Below are 18791 nucleotides of genomic sequence, written 5' to 3'. Positions count from 1 at the left end.
GCATGTTAAAATAGTGTGAATCAATATGTGTTTAGTAAAATTAAAAATTAAAAATAATAAGAGACGCTCATGAATCGTTCGAATAAAGGCTTTGGTCTAGCTGGTGTATTAGTGACCGTTATTTTTCTAATTGTTGCTGCAATTTTTAGCGCTTCAGCTAAATCTGCTCCCCTTCCTGAGTTCTCTAAAGATGTTACTGCAACACCTGTGGTTAAACATTACTCTTAAATCTAGCAAACCGTATTAACTCAGAAAACACCTTACTTTTTGCGATGTAACTCGCGATTAATGGCTTTTTCTTGTTGGTTCTTTTTTAGTAATACATACACCGCACTATTGCCGCCATGATTGGGCTGTGCTGTGTGGTAAGCAATTATCTCAGGCATTTGCTGTAACCACTGACGCACGTAGCTTTTTAAAAAAGCGGGGAATGGTTGACTGTGTAAACCAAGGCCATGTTTTATTAATAAGGTACGATCACCTTTTTTATGGCTATCTAATATGTGATTGAAAAGCATGGTTCTAGCCTGTTCAAATTTGTTTGCTTGCAAATTTAATACAAAATCAATTTTATACTTTCCTAATCTTAAATTTTTAAACACGCCTTGTTGAACACCATCTTGCTTAAAGCTGATGTGATCATAGGGATCGACTGGCTCGACTTTTTCAACACTCAGGTAATTATTTGTAAGGTTTTGGCTGGCTTCAATTGCCTGTCTTTTTAATTGTTGCGCCAAAGTGTTTTTTTGCTGATTGGTTGGCACTGTGTCTATTTTTTCAATCGGTTTGACATCATTAAGCTCGTTTAGAAACTCATTTAGTTCATCGTCCAATATTTCAGAGTGTGTCATTTGCTCTCATCTCCTCTCCTCTTTGCATCGAACAGTATTAGTATTTGGCAACTTGTTGTTCCAATACACGCCAGTGTGATTCGCTATTATGTATTTTTATGCGACGTTAAATATGCCACAATTTATCCAAGTTCTCCTATAAGGTTAAATCATGTTTATAAAATACATTGTTGTTGGCGCTTTGGCTTTTGCCATGCTCAGCGGCTGTTCTGACAACAGTTCATCTAATACGACTGCTAGCGCAAAAGTAGATCAATCTAAATCTTCTGCCGACCTTGGCAAAAATGCCATTCAAGTTGGTAAAGATTACCATTCATTCGCTAATCCAGAGTCTATTAAAGTGACTCATTTAAGTTTAGATTTAACCGTAGATTTTTCCAAAAAGGTATTGCTGGGAACGGCTCAATTGGATTTTCAACGAGTTGATCCGAAAGCGACGCAATTGATACTTGATACCCGAGATCTAACGATTGAAGGTGTAACCTCTATGGGTAAAGTGATTAACTATGATTTGGCCAATGCAGACTCGTTTTTGGGAGCGGCTTTAACAATCGAGATACCCGCTGATGCTAATAGTGTAGTGATCAGTTATCAAACCTCACCAAATGCATCTGGTGTGCAGTGGTTAACGCCTGAACAAACAGCAGGCAAAAAACACCCCTTTTTATTCACTCAGGCACAAGCTATTCACGCGCGGAGTTTTATTCCGTTACAAGATTCGCCGCAAGTTCGTATGACTTATGAGGCCATTATCCGTACTCCTAAGGAGTTACTAGCGGTGATGAGTGCATCAAATGAGCCAGACACTGAACGTGATGGGGTTTACGAGTTTTCGATGCCACAGGCTATCCCTTCCTATCTTATTGCATTAGCAGTAGGAGATTTACACTTTAAATCAATGGGTGAGCGCACAGGAGTCTATTCTGAAAAAGGTATCTTGAACGCTGCCGCAGAGGAATTTTCTGATACTGAGTCTATGCTGATTGCCACTGAAAAGGCTTTTGGACCTTATAGCTGGGACAGATATGATTTATTGATTTTACCTCCATCCTTCCCGTTTGGTGGTATGGAAAACCCTCGGTTGTCTTTTATTACTCCTACTGTGATTGCAGGGGACAAAAGTTTAGTGTCGTTGATTGCTCATGAATTAGCGCATTCGTGGTCTGGTAACACTGTCACCAATGCCACCTGGAGAGATCTTTGGTTAAACGAAGGTTTTACTACTTATTTGACTTACCGGATCATGCAGATGATTTATGGAGATGAACGATTTGAAATGGAAGCGGTGTTAGGTCGACAAGATTTACAGGCTGATATTGACTCGTTACCCGCCAATGATCAGATTATGGCGATAGATTTAAGAGGACGTGATCCTGATGCCGTTTTCAGCAATATTCCTTATGAAAAAGGCGCTTTGTTTTTACGTGAGTTAGAACACAAAGTGGGTAGAGAAAATTTCGACCAGTTTTTATTAGGCTATTTTGAAAAGTTTGCCTTCAAAAGCATTACAACAGATCAATTTGTTAATTATTTAGAACAAACATTACTTAAAGATCATAGTGCTGTGTTGTCAAAACAAAGAATTGAGCAATGGATTTTTCAACCAGGTGTGCCTGCTGATGCTCCCATTCCAGAATCCTATGCTTTTAGTGTGGTAGATGAAGCGAGAGATGCTTGGTTGGCAGGTTCAATCCAAGCGGGTGAAATTGATAGTGAAAAGTGGGTCGTGCATCAATGGTTGTACTTTTTAAATAATATGCCCGAAAAACTGAGCCAAGAGCAACTCGTTGATTTAGATAAAGCATTTTCTTTAACCAGTAGCAAAAATAATGAAATTGCCCATAGTTGGTTATTGATTAGTGTTAATAACTGGTATCAACCTGCTTTTACACGTTTACATGATTATTTAACCTCTATTGGTCGTAACAAATTAGTTAAGCCTTTGTACAAAGCACTGTCTCAGACCCCTGAGGGCAAAGTCATGGCCCAGAAAGCCTTTGCTGAAGCCAAAGCGGGTTATCATCCATTAACGGTTAAAACCAATGAAGGTTTTGTGCAATAAGGTTTGTTGCAGGTATAGAACGTAAAAAGCCAGTCACAATGACTGGCTTTTTACGTTTATTCAGGAATGATTTTGGTGAGAGCTATTTCGTGAGAGCGGTGGGGTTTAACACACCTCTTTAAACAAAGACTCATCAATAATTGTGTTATCTATGATTGTTTGCGCCATTTGTACACATTTTCCGCATTGTGTGCCAGCACCCAACTTTTTCTTAAGTTGACGCATATTACCCACGCCGTCTTCTAAGACAGCCTGTTTAATCGCTTTATCTGTGATGCCGTGGCATAAACAAACGTACATAAAATACCCTAATAATCTTTATGCAAATAAGAATAATTGTTATTTACATAAAGATCAAGCATTTGATCTAAACTTTGCTTATAACAATCTTGTGCAAAAACCCAACGTTTTTAATTTTGCTACCCATCCTTAGAATAATTATTTTTAGACAAACTATTGTTTTTTAAAAATGTGCACTCATATGCTTGATAAGTTCTACAATTTTAATGTGGTTCACAGACATCATTATCAAACTGTGATCCATTCAACCTTTTAACCAGGAGAATTTAATGAGTGTATTAGTTAGTCGTCCGGCCCCAGATTTTACTGCAGCAGCTGTACTTGGAAGTGGCGAAATTGTTGATAGTTTTACCCTAAGTGAAGCAATTAAAGGTAAAAAAGCGGTATTGTTTTTCTATCCTTTGGATTTCACTTTTGTTTGTCCATCTGAACTTATCGCCTTTGACAAACGTTACGAAGAATTTGTAAAACGTGGTGTAGAAGTAATTGGTGTTTCAATTGATTCTCAATTTAGCCATAACGCTTGGCGTAATACTCCTATTAACGAAGGTGGTATTGGTCCAGTAAAATATACATTGGTTGCCGATGTTAAACATGACATCTGTCAGGCATACGATGTTGAGCATCCAGATGCTGGTGTTGCTTTCCGTGGTTCTTTCTTAATTGATGAAGCAGGCTTAGTTCGTCATCAAGTAGTGAATGATTTACCACTTGGCCGCAACATCGACGATATGTTACGTATGGTTGATGCACTAAACTTCCATGAAGAACATGGTGAAGTGTGCCCAGCTGGTTGGACTGAAGGTTCAAAAGGTATGGTTGATAGCCCTGAAGGCGTTGCTAGCTTCTTAGCTGAGAATGCTGATAGCCTTTAATTATTATACTGTTTAATACAAAAAACCGCTCTGAGAGCGGTTTTTTTACATTCGATTTAATCTCAATTATGCGCTTCTAAACCACCCAAACTTTGCCATCTATTCAGAATGTAGCAGAATAACTCGGCAGTTTTTTCAGTATCATACAAGGCTGAATGCGCCTCGTTTTGATCAAAGCTAATACCAGCCGCCATACATGCTTTGACTAATACAGTTTGTCCTAATGCTAAGCCGGATAGTGTAGTTGTATCAAAAGACACAAATGGATGGAAAGGACTACGTTTAATATGGCTGCGTTCAATAGCTGCGTTAACAAAACCTTGATCAAACGCCGCGTTGTGGGCAACAATCACCGAGCGCTGACAATCTGCTTCTTTTTGTTCTTTACGCACTTTTTTGCACAGATCTTTCATCACTTCAGTTTCGTCAAGCGCACCTCTAAGTGCACAATACGGATCAATGCCATTAAAATCTAAGGCGGCTTTTTCTAAATTAGCGCCTTCAAACGGATTAACATGGTAGTGAAACGTTTTGTCAGGATAGAAAAATCCATTTTCGTCCATTCTGGTAGTGACCGCTGCAATCTCCAGTAGGGCATCGCTTTTTGCATTGAAACCAGCAGTTTCAACATCAATTACCACAGGGAAATATCCCCTGAAACGATTTTTTATTTCAAATGATTCTGACATGGAAACCTAAAAAGTTTGAGTGAAATGCGATTATGACAAGGTTCTTTTTCAGTAGCTAGCCTAAAACGTAAACCATTGCTTTTTTAATCCAACTTAATTAGTTAAACGTTTAGTCAGTTTTGTCGATATAATTGTCAGAAGAGGGGAGCTCTTAATTCATGTTCAATCAAATGTTAAAAACGATTCTTTGTGCCATCTTAGTTGCAGTGTCTGTCAATTCGGCAGCTGCACTACGTCAATACACTGCTAAAGTAGAGAATTCAGATTGGCGGCTGAAAGATGAAACCCGTTTGCAATGTACGCTAAGTCATACACTCCCAGGTTATGGAGAAGCTATGTTCAGCAGTATTGCGTCAAAACAGCTCAATATGGAATTTGAACTGGATATGTTACGTCTGCCTAAATCATATGGAGTCGCGGCTGTGTATTCAGTGCCTCCCAAATGGATGCCTGGACAAGTTCAACGCACCATAGCGGATATGACGATCCGTAAACAATACAATGGTGACCTACCTGAACAAGCTGCTTGGACCATGTTGACTGAACTAGAGAAGGGCTTTTGGCCAACTATTTATTATCAGGATTGGTACAACCAATACGATAAAATCGCGGTAGGCTTAAATGCTAGTAATTTTGCATTACCCTATGCTCAATTTGCTGAATGTGTGGCGAATTTACTGCCTTACAGTTTTCAAGATATTGCGTATACAGTGCTTAACTATCAATTTAATAATACTAAACTGACTAAATACTCGCAGAAACGATTGACTATGATCGGTGAATATCTAAAAGAAGATAGCGATTTAGAGTTAGTTTTGTTGGATGGGTATACCGATAGTTTTGGTGGACGCGCTACCAACAAACAAATTTCTATACGCAGAGCAGTAGAAATCAAGGCCTTTTTCAGTTCTATGGGAGTTGCACCAGAAAGAATTGAAATTACTGGTCATGGCGAAAGACGCCATGCATCTCCTAACACCAATGAAAGTACTCGCGCTAAAAACCGTAGAGTGGTTATTCGAATGTCTAAGCCTTAACAATCGCTTAAGTGATTTGTGATGATGTTATCTTGTTATAAATGCAGTTGTTTGTGCGCATGCTGACCTTTCATGGTTCTGGATTTAGTCAGCAAGCAGCTAACTGTTATTGTTCTATGTGCAGAAAACTTCATGGGGCTGCATTTGGCACTTCGGTTGGCGTTTCAGGATTTGAGTTCTTAACAGGTAAAGCCCAATTAAAAGAGTTTAATGCTAGCAATGACAGCACTCCGAGCCTTTTGTAATAAATGTAGTTCTAGCATTAGTTTTCGGGTGAAGAGTATTAAGTTAGAACAAATGGAAGTGGCTATTGCAGTTTTCTGAAGAACGGCAATAGCAATGATTTACGCAACAATACTAGGAAACCCATTGAACAAAATCTCTCCTAACAAACTACTGAACAGTAAATGGACCGCAGTCGTACCATTAAATAAAGAAAAGCACTTTGTGATTACTGAGGTTGAATACGATGAAGATGGGACGGTCATTTTGTGTTTAATAGAAGCGATTATGTCTAAACGTTCAACATCTATTCATTGGCCAGACTTAAAAAATACAGAGCAATGGCTGCAAGGCTGGAAATGATCTTCTACCAATTCACCCTAATTATTGTAATTCGTTTAATAGAAGCCTTGGCCACAAATTATCTTTAAACTTTTCTCTGAAGAAGCCTAAATGACCAATTCGTTTTTCTCCTACATCACTTGGGTGCACATTCTTCAATTCTTTGTTTTCAATTCCAAATAAAGCATGTAAGTCATGCATATTCGTTAATGACAACATCTCATCATCGGTAAAACTAATGGAAACCAGTGGCACATTAATTTGTTGAAACTTAGTTTTCACGCTTTCTGACTCAACCCCCACGCAATATTCTGGATGTAAACACCAGCGTCGCCATTGATAGATAACCTGTTTCGGTAAATCGCCCACCATACCTATTTTTTTACCGGGAAAATAGCCAAACAAACTAGTGGCGATAGGCATAATAAAATACCAGAAAAAAGGAGCTTTTCTGCGTAATGCAGGCGCGTTGTGTTTCCAATATCCGGTGCCAGATGACACTGTAATCACTTTGCTGACTTGTTCAATATTGTCAACTAATGGAAACACTTGGCCGCCTAAACTATGGCCTAACCAGTAGATTGGGGATGCAGAGTCGGTATTCAGCATAAACTGTAATGCTGCAGAATAATCTTGCGTCGCCCAATCGATAATATTGTTCTGGTATTCTTTTAAATGTTTATCTTTGCTTTGGGCCATACCACTACAATCAAAAGTTAAAACGCTATAACCCTGTTCCGTAAGCCAGTGTGCAATAGGTTGGTAATAGGCTTGGGCAACGCCCATAGCAGAGGCTATTACAACCTTACCTTTAATAGGTTTCTTGCCTACTTCTTTAGGCGTAAACCAATAGCCCTGAATATTGATATTATTTTTGGTGGTTAAGGTGATAGCTTGCATCGTTTTACTCAATTTGGCTCTTGGTTTTGAATGATTTGCTGGGTAAATAAATTAACTGCGCAATCGCACATTTCATCTATATGGCTGCGGTCAGCGTAGATCCCATCAATCAAAAGTCGGGCGATACCGTGCATGGTGCCCCAAGTGACTTGGGACAAACGTAAAGTATTTTCATCTTTTGGCATCAAACCTTGGGATTGCCATTTTTTTGTCATTTCTACCTGATGATTAAAACTAGGGTAGGCCGCATTGCGTAATTCGTTTGTGGCGCTATTTTGTTTCCAAATCGTGCGACCAAACATCAAATCGTACAACTCTGGGTTATCCGCTGCGTAACTGATATAGCCATGGAAAAACTGCCGGTATTTATCTTTGGGCGATAAACCAGTTTGGTTAAAAATATTTGCTGCATCTTGTTGCCACTGCACAAAACCTTGTTCGGCTATAGCACACAATAATTGATTTTTATCTTTAAAGTGGTGATAAGGAGCGGTGCGGGACACCCCAACTTTGTCCGCCAATTTGCGTAAAGATAAACCTTCTATGCCTGTTTCTTTTAACAGTAAATTCGCCGCATTTAGTAGAGTGCTGCGTAAATCACCATGGTGATAGCTGGGCTTATTTTGTTTAGGCTTTAGTTGACTCATAACCGTCTATTAGTAAATTTGATGTTTGATATCTTGACAGCGTCAACATATGCTTTTATCTTGACGCTGTCTAGTTTAATTTTTTGTTAACAGTTTGAGCTTTATTCACTTTAAATAAGTATCAAAGTCAAAGTTAGCCCAAGGAGAATACCAGTGTCTGATATCGATTTTTCTGCGCTTGAAACATTGTCGGTTAGTATCGAAAATCATATAGCTCACATTCAGTTGAGTCGCCCTGAAGCACTTAACAGTATGGTTCCAGCGTTTTGGCGAGAATTACCTGATGTAGTGAGAAAAATAGACGCAGAGTCTCAAGCAAGGGTGATTGTGATTTCTTCACAAGGAAAACACTTTAGTGCTGGCATGGATTTGTCTGTTTTTACTAATATGGCCAAAGATTTTCAAGGTGAGCCGGCAAGACGAGCAGAGAGAACTCGTCGACTGGTACTTGAGTTACAAGACAGTTTTAATGCCCTTGAAGAAGTGCGTATGCCAGTATTAGTAGCAGTGCAGGGCGGTGTTATTGGTGGTGCAGTGGATATGATATGTGCTGCAGATAGTCGTTATTGTACTGAAAATGCCTATTTCACGATTAAAGAAACCGAATTAGGTATGACCGCAGACGTTGGTACCTTACAGCGTTTACCTCATCTTATGCCTCAAGGTTTGATCCGTGAATTAGCGTATACGGGGCGCAATATGCCAAGCAGTGAAGCGAAAGAATGTGGTTTTGTTAATCAGGTATTTTCTGACCAACAAACTATGCTCGAAGGCGTGATGAAAATTGCTGCCAAGATTGCCATGCACTCCCCAATGGCAGTGGCGGGTTGTAAAGAAATGATCAACTACACTCGCGATCACAATGTTTCAGACAGCTTAACTTACATGGCTACATGGCAAAGCGGCATGTTTCAAATGCCTGATGTACAAGAAGCCATGACTGCAGGTCAACAAAAGCGTGTTCCGGTGTATGCCGAATTACACAAAAAATCTTCAGGTATGTAAGTTAGCGATACCAAAGTAAATCAATTTGAATAACAGGAAACATATAAATATGACAGCCAATACTGCTATAGCTCAAGGCTTAGAAAAGTACCCACATTTACTTAAACCATTGGATTTAGGTTTCACACAACTGAAAAATCGCGTGTTAATGGGCTCAATGCACACCGGTTTGGAAGAAGCTCCCGATGGTCACGAACGTATGGCAGTGTATTTTGCCGAACGAGCCAAAGGGGGAGTCGGGCTAATTGTTACTGGTGGTATAGGACCAAATGATGAAGGCGCCACTCATAAAGATACCAATCTCCTAGACACCGATGAAGCCATAGCTGGACATAAAACGATTACCGATGCGGTGCATGAGCATGGTGGAAAAATTTGCATGCAAATTTTGCATACCGGTCGTTATGCCTATAATCCAGCCTTAGTGGCACCTTCTGCGGTGCAGGCTCCGATTAATCCCTTTAAGCCCAAAGCCCTTGATGCAGAGGGTATAGAAAAGCAAATTAAAGACTTTATTGATACATCAGTACAAGCGCAAAAAGCAGGTTACGACGGTGTGGAAATAATGGGTTCTGAAGGTTACTTCTTAAATCAATTTATTGCTGCACGCACTAACCACAGAGAAGACGAATGGGGTGGTTCATATCAAAATCGAATTCGTTTGCCCATAGAAGTCGTTCGCCGAGTGCGGGAAGCAGTAGGTGAGCATTTTATCATCATCTATCGATTGTCGATGTTGGACTTGGTTGAAGGTGGCTCAACTTATGATGAGGTAGTTGAGTTAGGCCAAGCCATTGAAAAAGCAGGCGCGACTATTATCAACACCGGCATTGGTTGGCACGAAGCACGTATTCCTACAATTATCACCAAAGTTCCTCGTGCCGCGTTTACTTGGGTAACAGCAAAGTTTAGAAAAGCCTTATCTATTCCTGTTATCACCTCGAACCGTATTAATACTCCAGAAGTAGCTGAAGAAGTCTTAGCCCGTGGTGATGCTGACATGATATCGATGGCTAGACCATTTTTGGCAGATCCTGAGTTTGTACTAAAAGCCATGGAAAATAGGTCAGATGAAATTAATACCTGCATCGGTTGTAATCAGGCCTGTTTAGACCACGTGTTTGAAGGAAAGACCAGCAGCTGTTTGGTTAATCCACGCGCTTGTCATGAAACTGAATTGCTTATTATGCCGGCTACAACGATTAAAAATGTAGCGGTAGTCGGAGCAGGGCCAGCCGGACTGGCGGCGGCGACTACAGCAGCGCAACGTGGTCATAAGGTGACTATTTTTGATTCTGCTAGTGAGCTTGGTGGTCAATTCAATATTGCTAAACAAATCCCAGGGAAAGAGGAGTTTTTTGAAACGCTTAGATATTATGCCCGCCAACTTGAACTGCATAGTGTCACAGTAAAACTCAACACCCGTGTGGATGCTAGCACCCTGAATAACAGCGAATTTGATGACGTGATAATAGCTACTGGCATTGCTCCGCGCACGCCACCTATTGAAGGAATCGAACATAGCAAAGTGATGAGTTACATCGATATGATCGTTGATAAAAAACCGGTTGGTAAAAAAGTAGCCATCATAGGAGCTGGTGGTATTGGTTTTGATGTCTCCGAATATCTGTCTCATGCAGGTGAGTCAACTAGTCAAAATATTCCTGCTTTTATGAAAGAGTGGGGAATCGATATGACGTTCGGATCTCGATCCGGTATTGAAGGTATGAAACCTGACCCAACACCATCACCTAGAGAAATCTATTTGCTACAGCGTAAATCAACAGGGGTCGGCAAAGGTTTAGGTAAAACAAGCGGCTGGGCACATAGAGCAGGCCTGCTCAGCAAAGGTGTCAGTATGTTGGCAGGTGTTGAGTACCTTAAAGTTGATGATGCCGGTCTTCATATTAAAGTGAATGACAACGTTCAGGTATTAGACGTTGATAATGTTGTTATTTGCGCCGGACAGGAACCGCTTAGAGAGTTGGTAGAGGGTTTAACAAAACCTCATCATTTAATCGGTGGAGCAGATTTCGCATCAGAATTAGATGCAAAGCGGGCGATTAGTCAAGGAACAAGATTGGCTGCGGAGTTGTAATTTAGCTGGTTTTTGTTTTGATAACTTTAAAGCCGACTCAGTGAGTCGGCTTTTTATTGGCTGCTGGATCACTTTCTAGCAAACGGCTACAGTCATGTTAATTTACGTGAATTAAAATCATCAATTGTTTTGCTAAACAAAGTTTATTAAAGTTGCCGGGTATAAATCTATGCTGCGACGTTGGTGTTGCGGCTGTCTTAATAATAAGGATAAACGGATGTTCAAAAAAACATTTTTGATTGGCGCTGTGCTGAGTATCATTTTGATCGAGCCACCCCAAGCTTTTGCCAAAAGCAAACTTGAAAAAATGTCTGAAGTTGAAGGTATCAGCGAATATAAACTGGATAACGGCTTGCGGGTCTTGTTGTTCCCAGACCAAACCAAGGAAACCGTCACAGTTAATGTCACCTACAATGTTGGCTCAAAACATGAGAACTATGGCGAAACCGGCATGGCTCACTTGTTGGAACATTTGGTTTTTAAAGGTAGCCCTAAACATAAAGATATTCCGGCTGAGCTAAGCTCCCATGGGGCTCGTCCAAATGGCACTACTTGGACCGACCGCACAAACTATTTTGAAACCTTTTCAGCCAACGAAAAAAATATCAATTGGGCATTGAGCATGGAATCAGATCGAATGGTGAATTCGTTTATCGCCAAAAAAGATCTTGATAGCGAAATGACAGTTGTAAGAAACGAATTTGAGCGCGGCGAAAACAGTCCCTTTCGGATTACCTTACAAAAAATGGCTGCCTCGGCCTTTATGTGGCACAACTACGGAAAATCTACTATTGGCGCGCGTGCTGATTTAGAAAATGTGCCAATTGACCGTCTAAAAGCATTTTATAAAATGTACTACCAGCCAGATAACGCCACGCTAATTGTAGCGGGTAAATTTAACCAAGCAGATATGCTGACTTTGGTGGACAAATACTTTTCACCTATTCCAAAGCCAGAAAGAGTCATTAGACCTTTATACACCGCTGAACCCGCCCAAGATGGTGAAAAAAGTGTCACTATCAGACGGGTAGGTGACGTGCAAATGACGGGGGCGGCTTACCATATACCAGCAGGCTCGCATGAAGATTACGCTGCGATTGATGTGCTTAGTCAAATCTTAGGTGATACACCTAGCGGTCGTTTACATAAGTCTTTGGTGGAAGGAAAACTGGCTAGTCGTGTTTATGGCTTTAATTTCCAGTGGCAAGAACCTGGTTTAGCTATATATTTTGCCGAAGTTGATAAAAAAGCTGATTTAAGCAATACCTCGGACGCTATGGTAGCGGTACTTGAAGACCTAAATAGCCAACCTATTTCCGACGAAGAAGTTGAGCGAGCAAAGCGTACTATATTAAAAAATATAGAATTATCTTTTAATTCGTCAGAGCGTATCGCCTTAAACTTGAGTGAATGGTTAGGAATGGGCGATTGGCGCTTATATTTCTTACATCGCGACCGAATTGAACAGGTTGGTACCGACGATGTGCAGCGCGTAGCAGATGTCTATTTACAGCGCAATAACCGCACCGCTGGGCACTTTATCCCCACAGACAAACCTGCACGAGTTGATATCCCTGCCGTGGCCAGTGTGAATGACATGGTTAAAGATTATAAAGGTCGTGCAAAACTTGCCGACGGGGAAGTATTTGAACCATCCTTTGATAACATTGACTCACGCACAGTTATGACTCATTTAAGTAATGGCTCCGAGTTATCCTTGTTGTCTAAAAAAACTCGTGGTGAATCTGTAGTGGTATCTATTTTGATGAACATGGGCACTGAAAGCAGTTTACAAGGTATGAGTACAGTCGGAAATGCGACTAGTGCGATGCTGATGCGCGGTACCCGTGAGTTATCTCGTCAACAGATTCAAGATGAGTTCGACAAGTTAAAAGCACAGGTAAGTGTTGCTGGAGGGCCAGATTGGTTAGTCGCCAATATCACAACAACAAAAGAAAACTTGTCACCGGCACTTAAGTTAATGCACAAGGTATTGAGCGATCCTGGATTTGATGAAACAGAATTTGAACAATACAAATCAACTTTAAAAGTGGATATTGAAAAAAACTTGCAAGACCCTCAACAATTGGCGTTTAACGAATATGGTCGTAAACAAAACCCGTACAAAAAAGGCCACCCTAATTATCAAGCAACTTTTGAGGAACGCTTAGAAAACCTTAATGATTTGAAATTAAATGATTTAAAAGTGTTTCATCAGTCGTTTTTGGGCGGTAACAACATGAAAATTGGAGTGGTGGGGGATTTTGACCAAAATCAAATCAAAGCTGATCTAGAAAACCTTTATGCCAGTTGGAATGCTAAAAATGTTTATAAGCGAGTCGATAATCCGTATAAAAAAGTAGCAGTTAGCCCTACTGTTTTTGACACGCCAGATAAAGAGAATGCCACTTTTGTTGCTGCGATTATGCTTCCTGTTGGTGATAACAGTGATGATGCCGCGGCATTAGAGTTAGGTAACTATATTTTTGGTGGCGGTTTCCTAAATAGTCGTTTAGCAACAAGGTTAAGACAAAATGATGGGCTAAGTTATGGCGCGGGCTCTTTTATTAATATGAGCTCACAAAACAACAAAGCGACTATGGGCGCTTACGCAATTTGTGCGCCGCAAAACCTGGCTAAAGTCGAGATTGGTTTTAAAGAAGAACTAGCTCGTATGTTAAAAGATGGTTTTACTAGCGAAGAAATTGAAAGTGCCAAATCTGGATTACTGCAAGGCAAAAAGGTTAGTCGAGCTCAAGATCGAGAGCTAGTCAGAACGTTACGTCAAAACCTGCAGGTGGATAGGACGATGCAATGGAACAAAGGGTACGAGCAACGACTTGCTTCGTTATCAGCTGATGAAGTGAAACGAGTGATGAACAAATATCTAAAGGTTGAAAACTTCTCGATCATTCAAGCTGGTGATATGAGTAAGGTAACGATTGATTAAGTTTTACTTTTTACTAAATATATCGGTATAAATAAAAGCGCCCCAATTTGGGGCGCTTTTTTGTTTAGGCCTTGGTTTTTATAAATAATGTTATTTAAGAAAGTGTCGCTAGCGCATCACCTGAGTAGGTTTCTAGTTTATCCAATTCTCCATTATGGATTTTATTCGCCCAGTTAGGATCTTGTAATAAGGCTCGGCCAACAGCGACCAAATCAAATTCACCTTTATCTAGACGTTCTACTAAATCATCTATAGAACGAGTGTCTGAACCTTTACCAGCAAAGGCACCAAAGAAGTCACCGTTTAAGCCAACTGAACCTACAGTGATAGTAGGTTTGCCAATTAGTTTTTTGGTCCAGCCTGCAAGGTTCAAATCTGAACCTTCAAATTCAGGCTCCCAGTAACGTCTAGTTGAACAATGGAAAATGTCTACACCAGCATCTGATAGTGGTGCTAAGAACTCTTCCAATAGTTGCGGTGTTTCAACCAATCGAGCTGTGTAGTCTTGTTGCTTCCACTGGGAGTAACGCAATACAATTGGGAAGTCGGGGCCTGTTTTAGCACGTATAGCTTTGACTATTTCTACTGCAAAACGGCCGCGATTAGCCATGCTGCCGCCCCATTCATCTGTGCGTTGGTTGGTGCCGCTCCAGAAAAACTGATCGACTAAATAACCATGTGCACCGTGTATTTCAATGCCATCAAAACCAATACGTTGTGCATCAGCGGCTGCATTGGCAAAACTTTCAATTAGGTGATGAATTTGCGCCACAGTTAAAGGCTCTGCTACTTTTTTGTCTGGTGCTACTAGTCCTGATGGACCCACGCTAGGTAATTCAGGGAAGGGCGCTTTGCTTGGGTTACGTGCCATACCTACATGCCATAGTTGAGGCATTATTTTACCGCCAGCAGCATGGACTTGCTGTACAACGTTTTCCCATCCAGCTAGTGGTTGTTGGCCATGTATTTGGGGGATTTTCCCATCCATAGTGGCCACAGGATCATCAATAGTTGTGCCTTCGGTTATTATCAACCCAGTACCGCCTTCAGCGCGGCGGCGATAGTAACTCGCTACATCTTCAGTGGGAACGCCATCTGGTGAGAAGCTACGTGTCATCGGAGCCATAGCGATTCTATTTTTAAGTGACAAGCTTTTTAAGTTAAAGGGTTTAAAAAGTGAGTCTACATTTTTACTCATTTACGTTTCCTTAAATGGATTGAGATACGTGGATAGTTGAAAAACCTAATAAAGACCCTTTTTAAGAATCTTTATTAGGTTTGTTTTTAGTCAGGTCTGGCCAAACAAATGGTTCGCTTGGCTTCTTAGATTTTTGTTTAGCTGTAGCCTTAAGAGTATACAAATACAGCTGTTCGACTTTTTCTCTTGCCCAAGGCGTTTTACGTAAAAACTTTAAGCTAGATTTGATCGAAGGGTCACTGGTGAAACAATTTATTTTGACTTCTTCGCCCATTTTTTCAAAGCCAAGTTTGTCTACAAGCGTTTCGAGAATGGCCTGTAAAGTTAGTCCATGTAGAGGATTATTTTGTTGTTCAGTCATAAGGATTCTTTATTTAGGGGTAATTTCAATTCGCCATTTACCGCCAGCTTGAATGTTAAATTTAGCCGCAAAGTTAGCTTGGTTAAGGGCTAATGCTAAATTTTCTAAACTATTAACGTACAAAAGAGGCTGCCCTTCGGCTACACCAGCGAACGAACGTTCAAAACTGATGGTTTCAGAAAGGACAAACTGGCTTCCTTGGGTCACGGTGACTAAAAACTCTTGTGTATAAAGGGCCGCATAGTCATTCGACTTGGTAAGCGATAGCAATAAAGACATCGGAATATTAGTCCATACATTGCCATATGCGGGATCTAATATGGGAATACCACCAATTAGCTTATTGTCTTCGATACGTGCAGCTTCAAACGGAATACTAAATACTTCGGGTTTTAGTTTAGGCCCAACTTGTTCAAAATTAATTGTACTGGCAGCTAAACGAGCACCTGTGTAGGCATAAACATCACGACCATGAAAAGTGTGAGAGGCTTCACTACCTTTTAAACGATTCACTTTTTCATCTATTTCACGTACTTCAGCAATACCTAATCGTTTGGCCACTAAGGTTAAGGTGCCATTGTCGGGTGTGACAAAGTAATGATTAGTCTTGGTTTTAAGTACTACTGATTTACGTTCACTGCCTACGCCCGGATCGACTACTGAGACAAATACAGTATTTTCAGGCCAGAAATCAGCGACTGCATCTAATCGATATGCTCCTTCCCAAATGTTATAAGCGGGAATATCATGGGTCAGATCTTCTACTTTCAGGTTTTTATCAACCCCTAACGCCACACCATGCATTGCAGATACCGCTTGGTCACTTAAGCCAAAATCTGATTGGAACACCACTATACCGTTGCCGTTAGCAAATGCCGGTAGTGAAAACTGCACAGATAACATAACAACAATAAGACTGATTATTTTTGAAACTGACATGAGGATCTCGTTTTGTGTTTTCGATAAGTATTGTCTGCTGAAAAACATCGAAAAAAAAGCCCTGAGTAACAGGGCTTTTATTTACTATTTTGATAGTTAGCTATTAAGCGAAGTTTGATGCTGCAAAATCCCAGTTAGCTAATGCCCAGAAACCTTCAAGGTATTTAGGGCGAACGTTACGGTAATCAATGTAGTAAGCGTGTTCCCACAAATCAACGGTAAGTAGCGGAGTTAAGCTAGCATCAGTCAAAGGTGTGGCTGCGTTGCTAGTGTTAACAATGTCTAGGCTGCCGTCAGCTTTTTTCACTAACCAAGTCCAGCTAGAACCAAAGTTGTTTACCGCTTTATCATTTAACGCAGCTTTGAAGTCTGCGAAAGAGCCCCATTTTGCATTGATAGCATCAGCCAAGGCTCCAGTAGGTTCGCCGCCGCCATTTGGGCTTAAGCTATTCCAGTAAAAGGTGTGGTTCCAGATTTGTGCAGCATTGTTAAATACGCCACCTTCAGAGTTCTTAACTATATCTTCAAGGCTTTTACTAGCCATGTCAGTACCTTCAACCAAACCATTTAGTTTAGTTACGTAGGTAGCATGGTGTTTACCGTAGTGGTATTCCAAGGTTTCAGCAGAGATATGTGGTTCAAGTGCATTCTTTTCATAAGGAAGTGCTGGTAATTCAAAAGCCATTTTATTTCTCCATAAAGGGTGGTGTGTATTAAATTCAGAACCAGTAAATGCTAGTACTTTAACTAGCATTGTAAAAGCACTGGTTTGTTATTTGTTAAAACTAATTCGCCAATACCGCTATATATTGCGTCTTAAGAATGTTTTTCAAGTGTAAATTTAGTTTACTAGATAACTAGTTTACTAAAACAATCTAACTAAAGATCAATAGAGTATGAATCATTAGTTGAAAACGTTAAACTTGTCGCCAAATAAGGTCTATTGATCTTAATCGCAATTACATTTAAATGAGAGCCGCTATGGACACTATTGAAAAAATTAAGCAACAAATCGAAGAAAATCCTATTCTTTTGTATATGAAAGGCTCACCAAAATTACCAAATTGTGGCTTTTCAGCACAGGCCACTCAAGCATTGATGTCTTGTGGCGAGCAATTCGCATATGTGGATATTTTACAGAACCCTGATATCCGAGCTGAACTACCAAAATACGCTGATTGGCCTACTTTCCCACAACTATGGGTTGACGGTGAGTTGGTAGGTGGTTGTGACATCATTATGGAAATGACACAACAAGGTGAGTTACAGACGTTAATTAAAGAATCGGCAGCCAAAAGAACGGATGAAAGTCCGGCTGAATAGTGCCCACGCTAGACAAAAAAATAGAGCGCTAAGCGCTCTATTTTTTTGTCTTTAATTCATCAATGTTACGAAGTCGGCCCAGTCAGCATGTTTTCTACTTGATTGGCTTTTTTCTCTGCTGCTATTATTCTCTTGCGTAAATCATCAATTTGATTCGTTAAGTTATTATTAGCTAAAGCCGTGGAAATCAACTTTTCACGTAAATTTGCAATTTGTTGCTCGAAATCAGCATCTACATTACTGACTTGGCTAAATTGTTTATTTAATTGATTCAGCAAATTGACCTGACTTTCTAATTGCTCTTTCACCAAGCCAATACTGGTAATATTTTCCGCAGTATCGCGACTCTGACTTTTTGAGCTTTTATCTGCAGCGACTTTTAGCGCCTTGATTGTTTTATCTAAATCACTGATTTCAGATTGATTACGTCTCCACGCAGAAGCCCAAAGTTTGTCCATTTCCAACCACAAATGTTCTGTCTTAGCACTAAGTTCAGATACTTTTACCTGCAATGCAGCAGCGGATTGATCCATATTTTCACCCGTTGCAGAAAGACGTCCTTCTAGTTCTGAAATACGACTTTGTGCTTGTTGCAATACTTTATATTGTTCAAACGACCAATATCCAGCTGCCCCAACAATAATAATCAGTAAAAATAAAATTCCAAACCATGAAGGAGAATTAGATGAAGTCGCAGAAGGCTCATCCCGCGCGCTACCCTTTGAGGAGCCTTTACCGGTGGATTGCGCTCTGGTTCGATGAAAAGATTCTAAATCATCTTTTTCTAGCCTAATTTTCGGCATGTCATCTAACGGGTCTGTTGCCATGATTTTCTTTGGTAGGGTGAATATGCCTTTGATTATACATAGCTAAGTTAGCATTGGGATAGTGAAAAACTATAATGTTTTTATCTGAGACTAAAAATTTTGAGTTTTGGCGTCCCCACCTGGAATCGAACCAAGATCTAAGCCTTAGGAGGGCCTTGTTTTATC

General features: G+C 40.3%; 20 protein-coding genes. 10 read left to right on the top strand and 10 right to left on the bottom strand.

All coding sequences use genetic code 11. The features are described from left to right. The first annotated feature begins 69 nt into the window (after window positions 1–69). A complete protein-coding gene (locus QZ488_RS13690; protein WP_293749665.1) occupies window positions 70–228 on the top strand; it encodes a hypothetical protein in 159 nt (52 codons plus the stop codon). Between the two features lie 32 nt (window positions 229–260). On the opposite strand, the gene smrA is transcribed toward QZ488_RS13690, so the two are convergent. Further along, complete coding sequence (smrA, locus tag QZ488_RS13685) at window positions 261–851, bottom strand: DNA endonuclease SmrA (RefSeq protein ID WP_293749663.1); 591 nt, start codon at window positions 849–851, stop codon at window positions 261–263. Window positions 852–1002: 151 nt separating this feature from the next. Here smrA and QZ488_RS13680 point away from each other — a divergent pair, with 151 nt between their 5' ends. Then, complete coding sequence (locus QZ488_RS13680) at window positions 1003–2913, top strand: leukotriene A4 hydrolase C-terminal domain-containing protein (protein ID WP_293749661.1); 1911 nt, start codon at window positions 1003–1005, stop codon at window positions 2911–2913. A gap of 105 nt (window positions 2914–3018) precedes the next feature. On the opposite strand, the gene QZ488_RS13675 is transcribed toward QZ488_RS13680, so the two are convergent. Further along, window positions 3019–3213 carry a (2Fe-2S)-binding protein gene (locus tag QZ488_RS13675; protein ID WP_293749653.1) on the bottom strand — a complete coding sequence of 65 codons (195 nt, stop codon included), beginning with the start codon at window positions 3211–3213 and terminating at the stop codon, window positions 3019–3021. A gap of 269 nt (window positions 3214–3482) precedes the next feature. On the opposite strand from QZ488_RS13675, the gene QZ488_RS13670 reads away from it, so the two are divergent. Then, entirely contained in the window at window positions 3483–4088 is a 606-nt protein-coding gene (locus QZ488_RS13670) for a peroxiredoxin C (protein WP_293749651.1), read from the top strand. Between the two features lie 62 nt (window positions 4089–4150). Here the strand turns inward: QZ488_RS13670 and rnt are convergent, their stop codons facing one another. Next, window positions 4151–4777 (bottom strand): ribonuclease T, encoded by a 627-nt coding sequence (rnt, locus tag QZ488_RS13665; protein WP_293749649.1) that lies wholly within the window; start codon window positions 4775–4777, stop codon window positions 4151–4153. 158 nt (window positions 4778–4935) lie between these two features. Here rnt and QZ488_RS13660 point away from each other — a divergent pair, with 158 nt between their 5' ends. The 3 genes from QZ488_RS13660 (at window position 4936) to QZ488_RS13655 (ending at window position 6399) form a co-directional block, all read left to right on the top strand. Next, the gene (locus QZ488_RS13660) at window positions 4936–5814 is read left to right on the top strand and encodes an OmpA family protein (protein ID WP_293749647.1); all 879 of its coding nucleotides are present in this window, start codon (window positions 4936–4938) and stop codon (window positions 5812–5814) included. A gap of 41 nt (window positions 5815–5855) precedes the next feature. Next, entirely contained in the window at window positions 5856–6059 is a 204-nt protein-coding gene (locus QZ488_RS21530) for a GFA family protein (protein WP_366509037.1), read from the top strand. A gap of 124 nt (window positions 6060–6183) precedes the next feature. Continuing rightward, window positions 6184–6399, top strand: coding sequence for a TIGR02450 family Trp-rich protein (locus QZ488_RS13655; RefSeq protein ID WP_293749645.1), 216 nt, complete (start codon window positions 6184–6186; stop codon window positions 6397–6399). 21 nt (window positions 6400–6420) lie between these two features. Here the strand turns inward: QZ488_RS13655 and QZ488_RS13650 are convergent, their stop codons facing one another. Together QZ488_RS13650 and QZ488_RS13645 are read right to left on the bottom strand one after the other, a co-directional pair. Next, the gene (locus QZ488_RS13650) at window positions 6421–7290 is read right to left on the bottom strand and encodes an alpha/beta fold hydrolase (RefSeq protein WP_293749643.1); all 870 of its coding nucleotides are present in this window, start codon (window positions 7288–7290) and stop codon (window positions 6421–6423) included. Beyond that, on the bottom strand, window positions 7287–7925 hold the full coding sequence (locus tag QZ488_RS13645; protein WP_293749641.1) for a TetR/AcrR family transcriptional regulator: 639 nt from the start codon (window positions 7923–7925) through the stop codon (window positions 7287–7289). Before QZ488_RS13645 ends, QZ488_RS13650 begins: the two co-directional genes overlap by 4 nt. A gap of 153 nt (window positions 7926–8078) precedes the next feature. Here QZ488_RS13645 and QZ488_RS13640 point away from each other — a divergent pair, with 153 nt between their 5' ends. From QZ488_RS13640 to QZ488_RS13630, 3 genes are all read left to right on the top strand, one after another. Next, window positions 8079–8930, top strand: coding sequence for a crotonase/enoyl-CoA hydratase family protein (locus QZ488_RS13640; RefSeq protein ID WP_293749638.1), 852 nt, complete (start codon window positions 8079–8081; stop codon window positions 8928–8930). Window positions 8931–8979: 49 nt separating this feature from the next. Further along, entirely contained in the window at window positions 8980–11028 is a 2049-nt protein-coding gene (locus tag QZ488_RS13635; protein WP_293749636.1) for an NADPH-dependent 2,4-dienoyl-CoA reductase, read from the top strand. 217 nt (window positions 11029–11245) lie between these two features. Further along, entirely contained in the window at window positions 11246–13978 is a 2733-nt protein-coding gene (locus QZ488_RS13630; protein WP_293749634.1) for a pitrilysin family protein, read from the top strand. Window positions 13979–14072: 94 nt separating this feature from the next. Here the strand turns inward: QZ488_RS13630 and QZ488_RS13625 are convergent, their stop codons facing one another. The 4 genes from QZ488_RS13625 to QZ488_RS13610 all read right to left on the bottom strand — a co-directional run bounded on the left by QZ488_RS13625 (window position 14073) and on the right by QZ488_RS13610 (window position 17161). Beyond that, a complete protein-coding gene (locus QZ488_RS13625) occupies window positions 14073–15176 on the bottom strand; it encodes an NADH:flavin oxidoreductase (protein WP_293749632.1) in 1104 nt (367 codons plus the stop codon). Window positions 15177–15237: 61 nt separating this feature from the next. Continuing rightward, window positions 15238–15537 carry a VF530 family protein gene (locus QZ488_RS13620; RefSeq protein ID WP_293749623.1) on the bottom strand — a complete coding sequence of 100 codons (300 nt, stop codon included), beginning with the start codon at window positions 15535–15537 and terminating at the stop codon, window positions 15238–15240. Between the two features lie 9 nt (window positions 15538–15546). Beyond that, window positions 15547–16476: an S-adenosyl-l-methionine hydroxide adenosyltransferase family protein gene (locus tag QZ488_RS13615; protein ID WP_293749621.1), complete on the bottom strand. Its 930-nt coding sequence runs from the start codon at window positions 16474–16476 to the stop codon at window positions 15547–15549. Window positions 16477–16579: 103 nt separating this feature from the next. Beyond that, window positions 16580–17161 (bottom strand): Fe-Mn family superoxide dismutase, encoded by a 582-nt coding sequence (locus tag QZ488_RS13610; RefSeq protein ID WP_293749619.1) that lies wholly within the window; start codon window positions 17159–17161, stop codon window positions 16580–16582. 296 nt (window positions 17162–17457) lie between these two features. Between QZ488_RS13610 and QZ488_RS13605 the strand changes: the two genes are divergently transcribed. Further along, window positions 17458–17799: a Grx4 family monothiol glutaredoxin gene (locus tag QZ488_RS13605; protein ID WP_293749616.1), complete on the top strand. Its 342-nt coding sequence runs from the start codon at window positions 17458–17460 to the stop codon at window positions 17797–17799. A 65-nt stretch (window positions 17800–17864) separates the two neighbouring features. Here the strand turns inward: QZ488_RS13605 and QZ488_RS13600 are convergent, their stop codons facing one another. Further along, window positions 17865–18626, bottom strand: coding sequence for a hypothetical protein (locus QZ488_RS13600; protein WP_293749614.1), 762 nt, complete (start codon window positions 18624–18626; stop codon window positions 17865–17867). Between the last annotated feature and the right edge of the window lie 165 nt (window positions 18627–18791).

The organism is uncultured Paraglaciecola sp. (assembly GCF_913020055.1).
In the GTDB taxonomy this organism is placed as follows: Bacteria; Pseudomonadota; Gammaproteobacteria; order Enterobacterales; family Alteromonadaceae; genus Paraglaciecola.
The sequence above is the reverse complement of the archived record's forward strand: the minus strand, read 5'-3'. Positions and strand labels throughout refer to the sequence as shown.

What these genes read in the sequence shown, in the direction of transcription:
- QZ488_RS13675 (WP_293749653.1), bottom strand. Translation starts at nt 3,213, where the DNA reads ATGTACGTTTGTTTATGCCACGGCATCACAGATAAAGCGATTAAACAG.
- QZ488_RS13690 (WP_293749665.1), top strand. Translation starts at nt 70, where the DNA reads ATGAATCGTTCGAATAAAGGCTTTGGTCTAGCTGGTGTATTAGTGACC.
- QZ488_RS13635 (WP_293749636.1), top strand. Translation starts at nt 8,980, where the DNA reads ATGACAGCCAATACTGCTATAGCTCAAGGCTTAGAAAAGTACCCACAT.
- QZ488_RS13645 (WP_293749641.1), bottom strand. Translation starts at nt 7,925, where the DNA reads ATGAGTCAACTAAAGCCTAAACAAAATAAGCCCAGCTATCACCATGGT.
- QZ488_RS13605 (WP_293749616.1), top strand. Translation starts at nt 17,458, where the DNA reads ATGGACACTATTGAAAAAATTAAGCAACAAATCGAAGAAAATCCTATT.
- QZ488_RS13620 (WP_293749623.1), bottom strand. Translation starts at nt 15,537, where the DNA reads ATGACTGAACAACAAAATAATCCTCTACATGGACTAACTTTACAGGCC.
- QZ488_RS13630 (WP_293749634.1), top strand. Translation starts at nt 11,246, where the DNA reads ATGTTCAAAAAAACATTTTTGATTGGCGCTGTGCTGAGTATCATTTTG.
- QZ488_RS13600 (WP_293749614.1), bottom strand. Translation starts at nt 18,626, where the DNA reads ATGGCAACAGACCCGTTAGATGACATGCCGAAAATTAGGCTAGAAAAA.
- rnt (WP_293749649.1), bottom strand. Translation starts at nt 4,777, where the DNA reads ATGTCAGAATCATTTGAAATAAAAAATCGTTTCAGGGGATATTTCCCT.
- QZ488_RS13625 (WP_293749632.1), bottom strand. Translation starts at nt 15,176, where the DNA reads ATGAGTAAAAATGTAGACTCACTTTTTAAACCCTTTAACTTAAAAAGC.
- QZ488_RS13610 (WP_293749619.1), bottom strand. Translation starts at nt 17,161, where the DNA reads ATGGCTTTTGAATTACCAGCACTTCCTTATGAAAAGAATGCACTTGAA.
- QZ488_RS13615 (WP_293749621.1), bottom strand. Translation starts at nt 16,476, where the DNA reads ATGTCAGTTTCAAAAATAATCAGTCTTATTGTTGTTATGTTATCTGTG.
- QZ488_RS13670 (WP_293749651.1), top strand. Translation starts at nt 3,483, where the DNA reads ATGAGTGTATTAGTTAGTCGTCCGGCCCCAGATTTTACTGCAGCAGCT.
- QZ488_RS13660 (WP_293749647.1), top strand. Translation starts at nt 4,936, where the DNA reads ATGTTCAATCAAATGTTAAAAACGATTCTTTGTGCCATCTTAGTTGCA.
- QZ488_RS21530 (WP_366509037.1), top strand. Translation starts at nt 5,856, where the DNA reads ATGCAGTTGTTTGTGCGCATGCTGACCTTTCATGGTTCTGGATTTAGT.
- QZ488_RS13680 (WP_293749661.1), top strand. Translation starts at nt 1,003, where the DNA reads ATGTTTATAAAATACATTGTTGTTGGCGCTTTGGCTTTTGCCATGCTC.
- smrA (WP_293749663.1), bottom strand. Translation starts at nt 851, where the DNA reads ATGACACACTCTGAAATATTGGACGATGAACTAAATGAGTTTCTAAAC.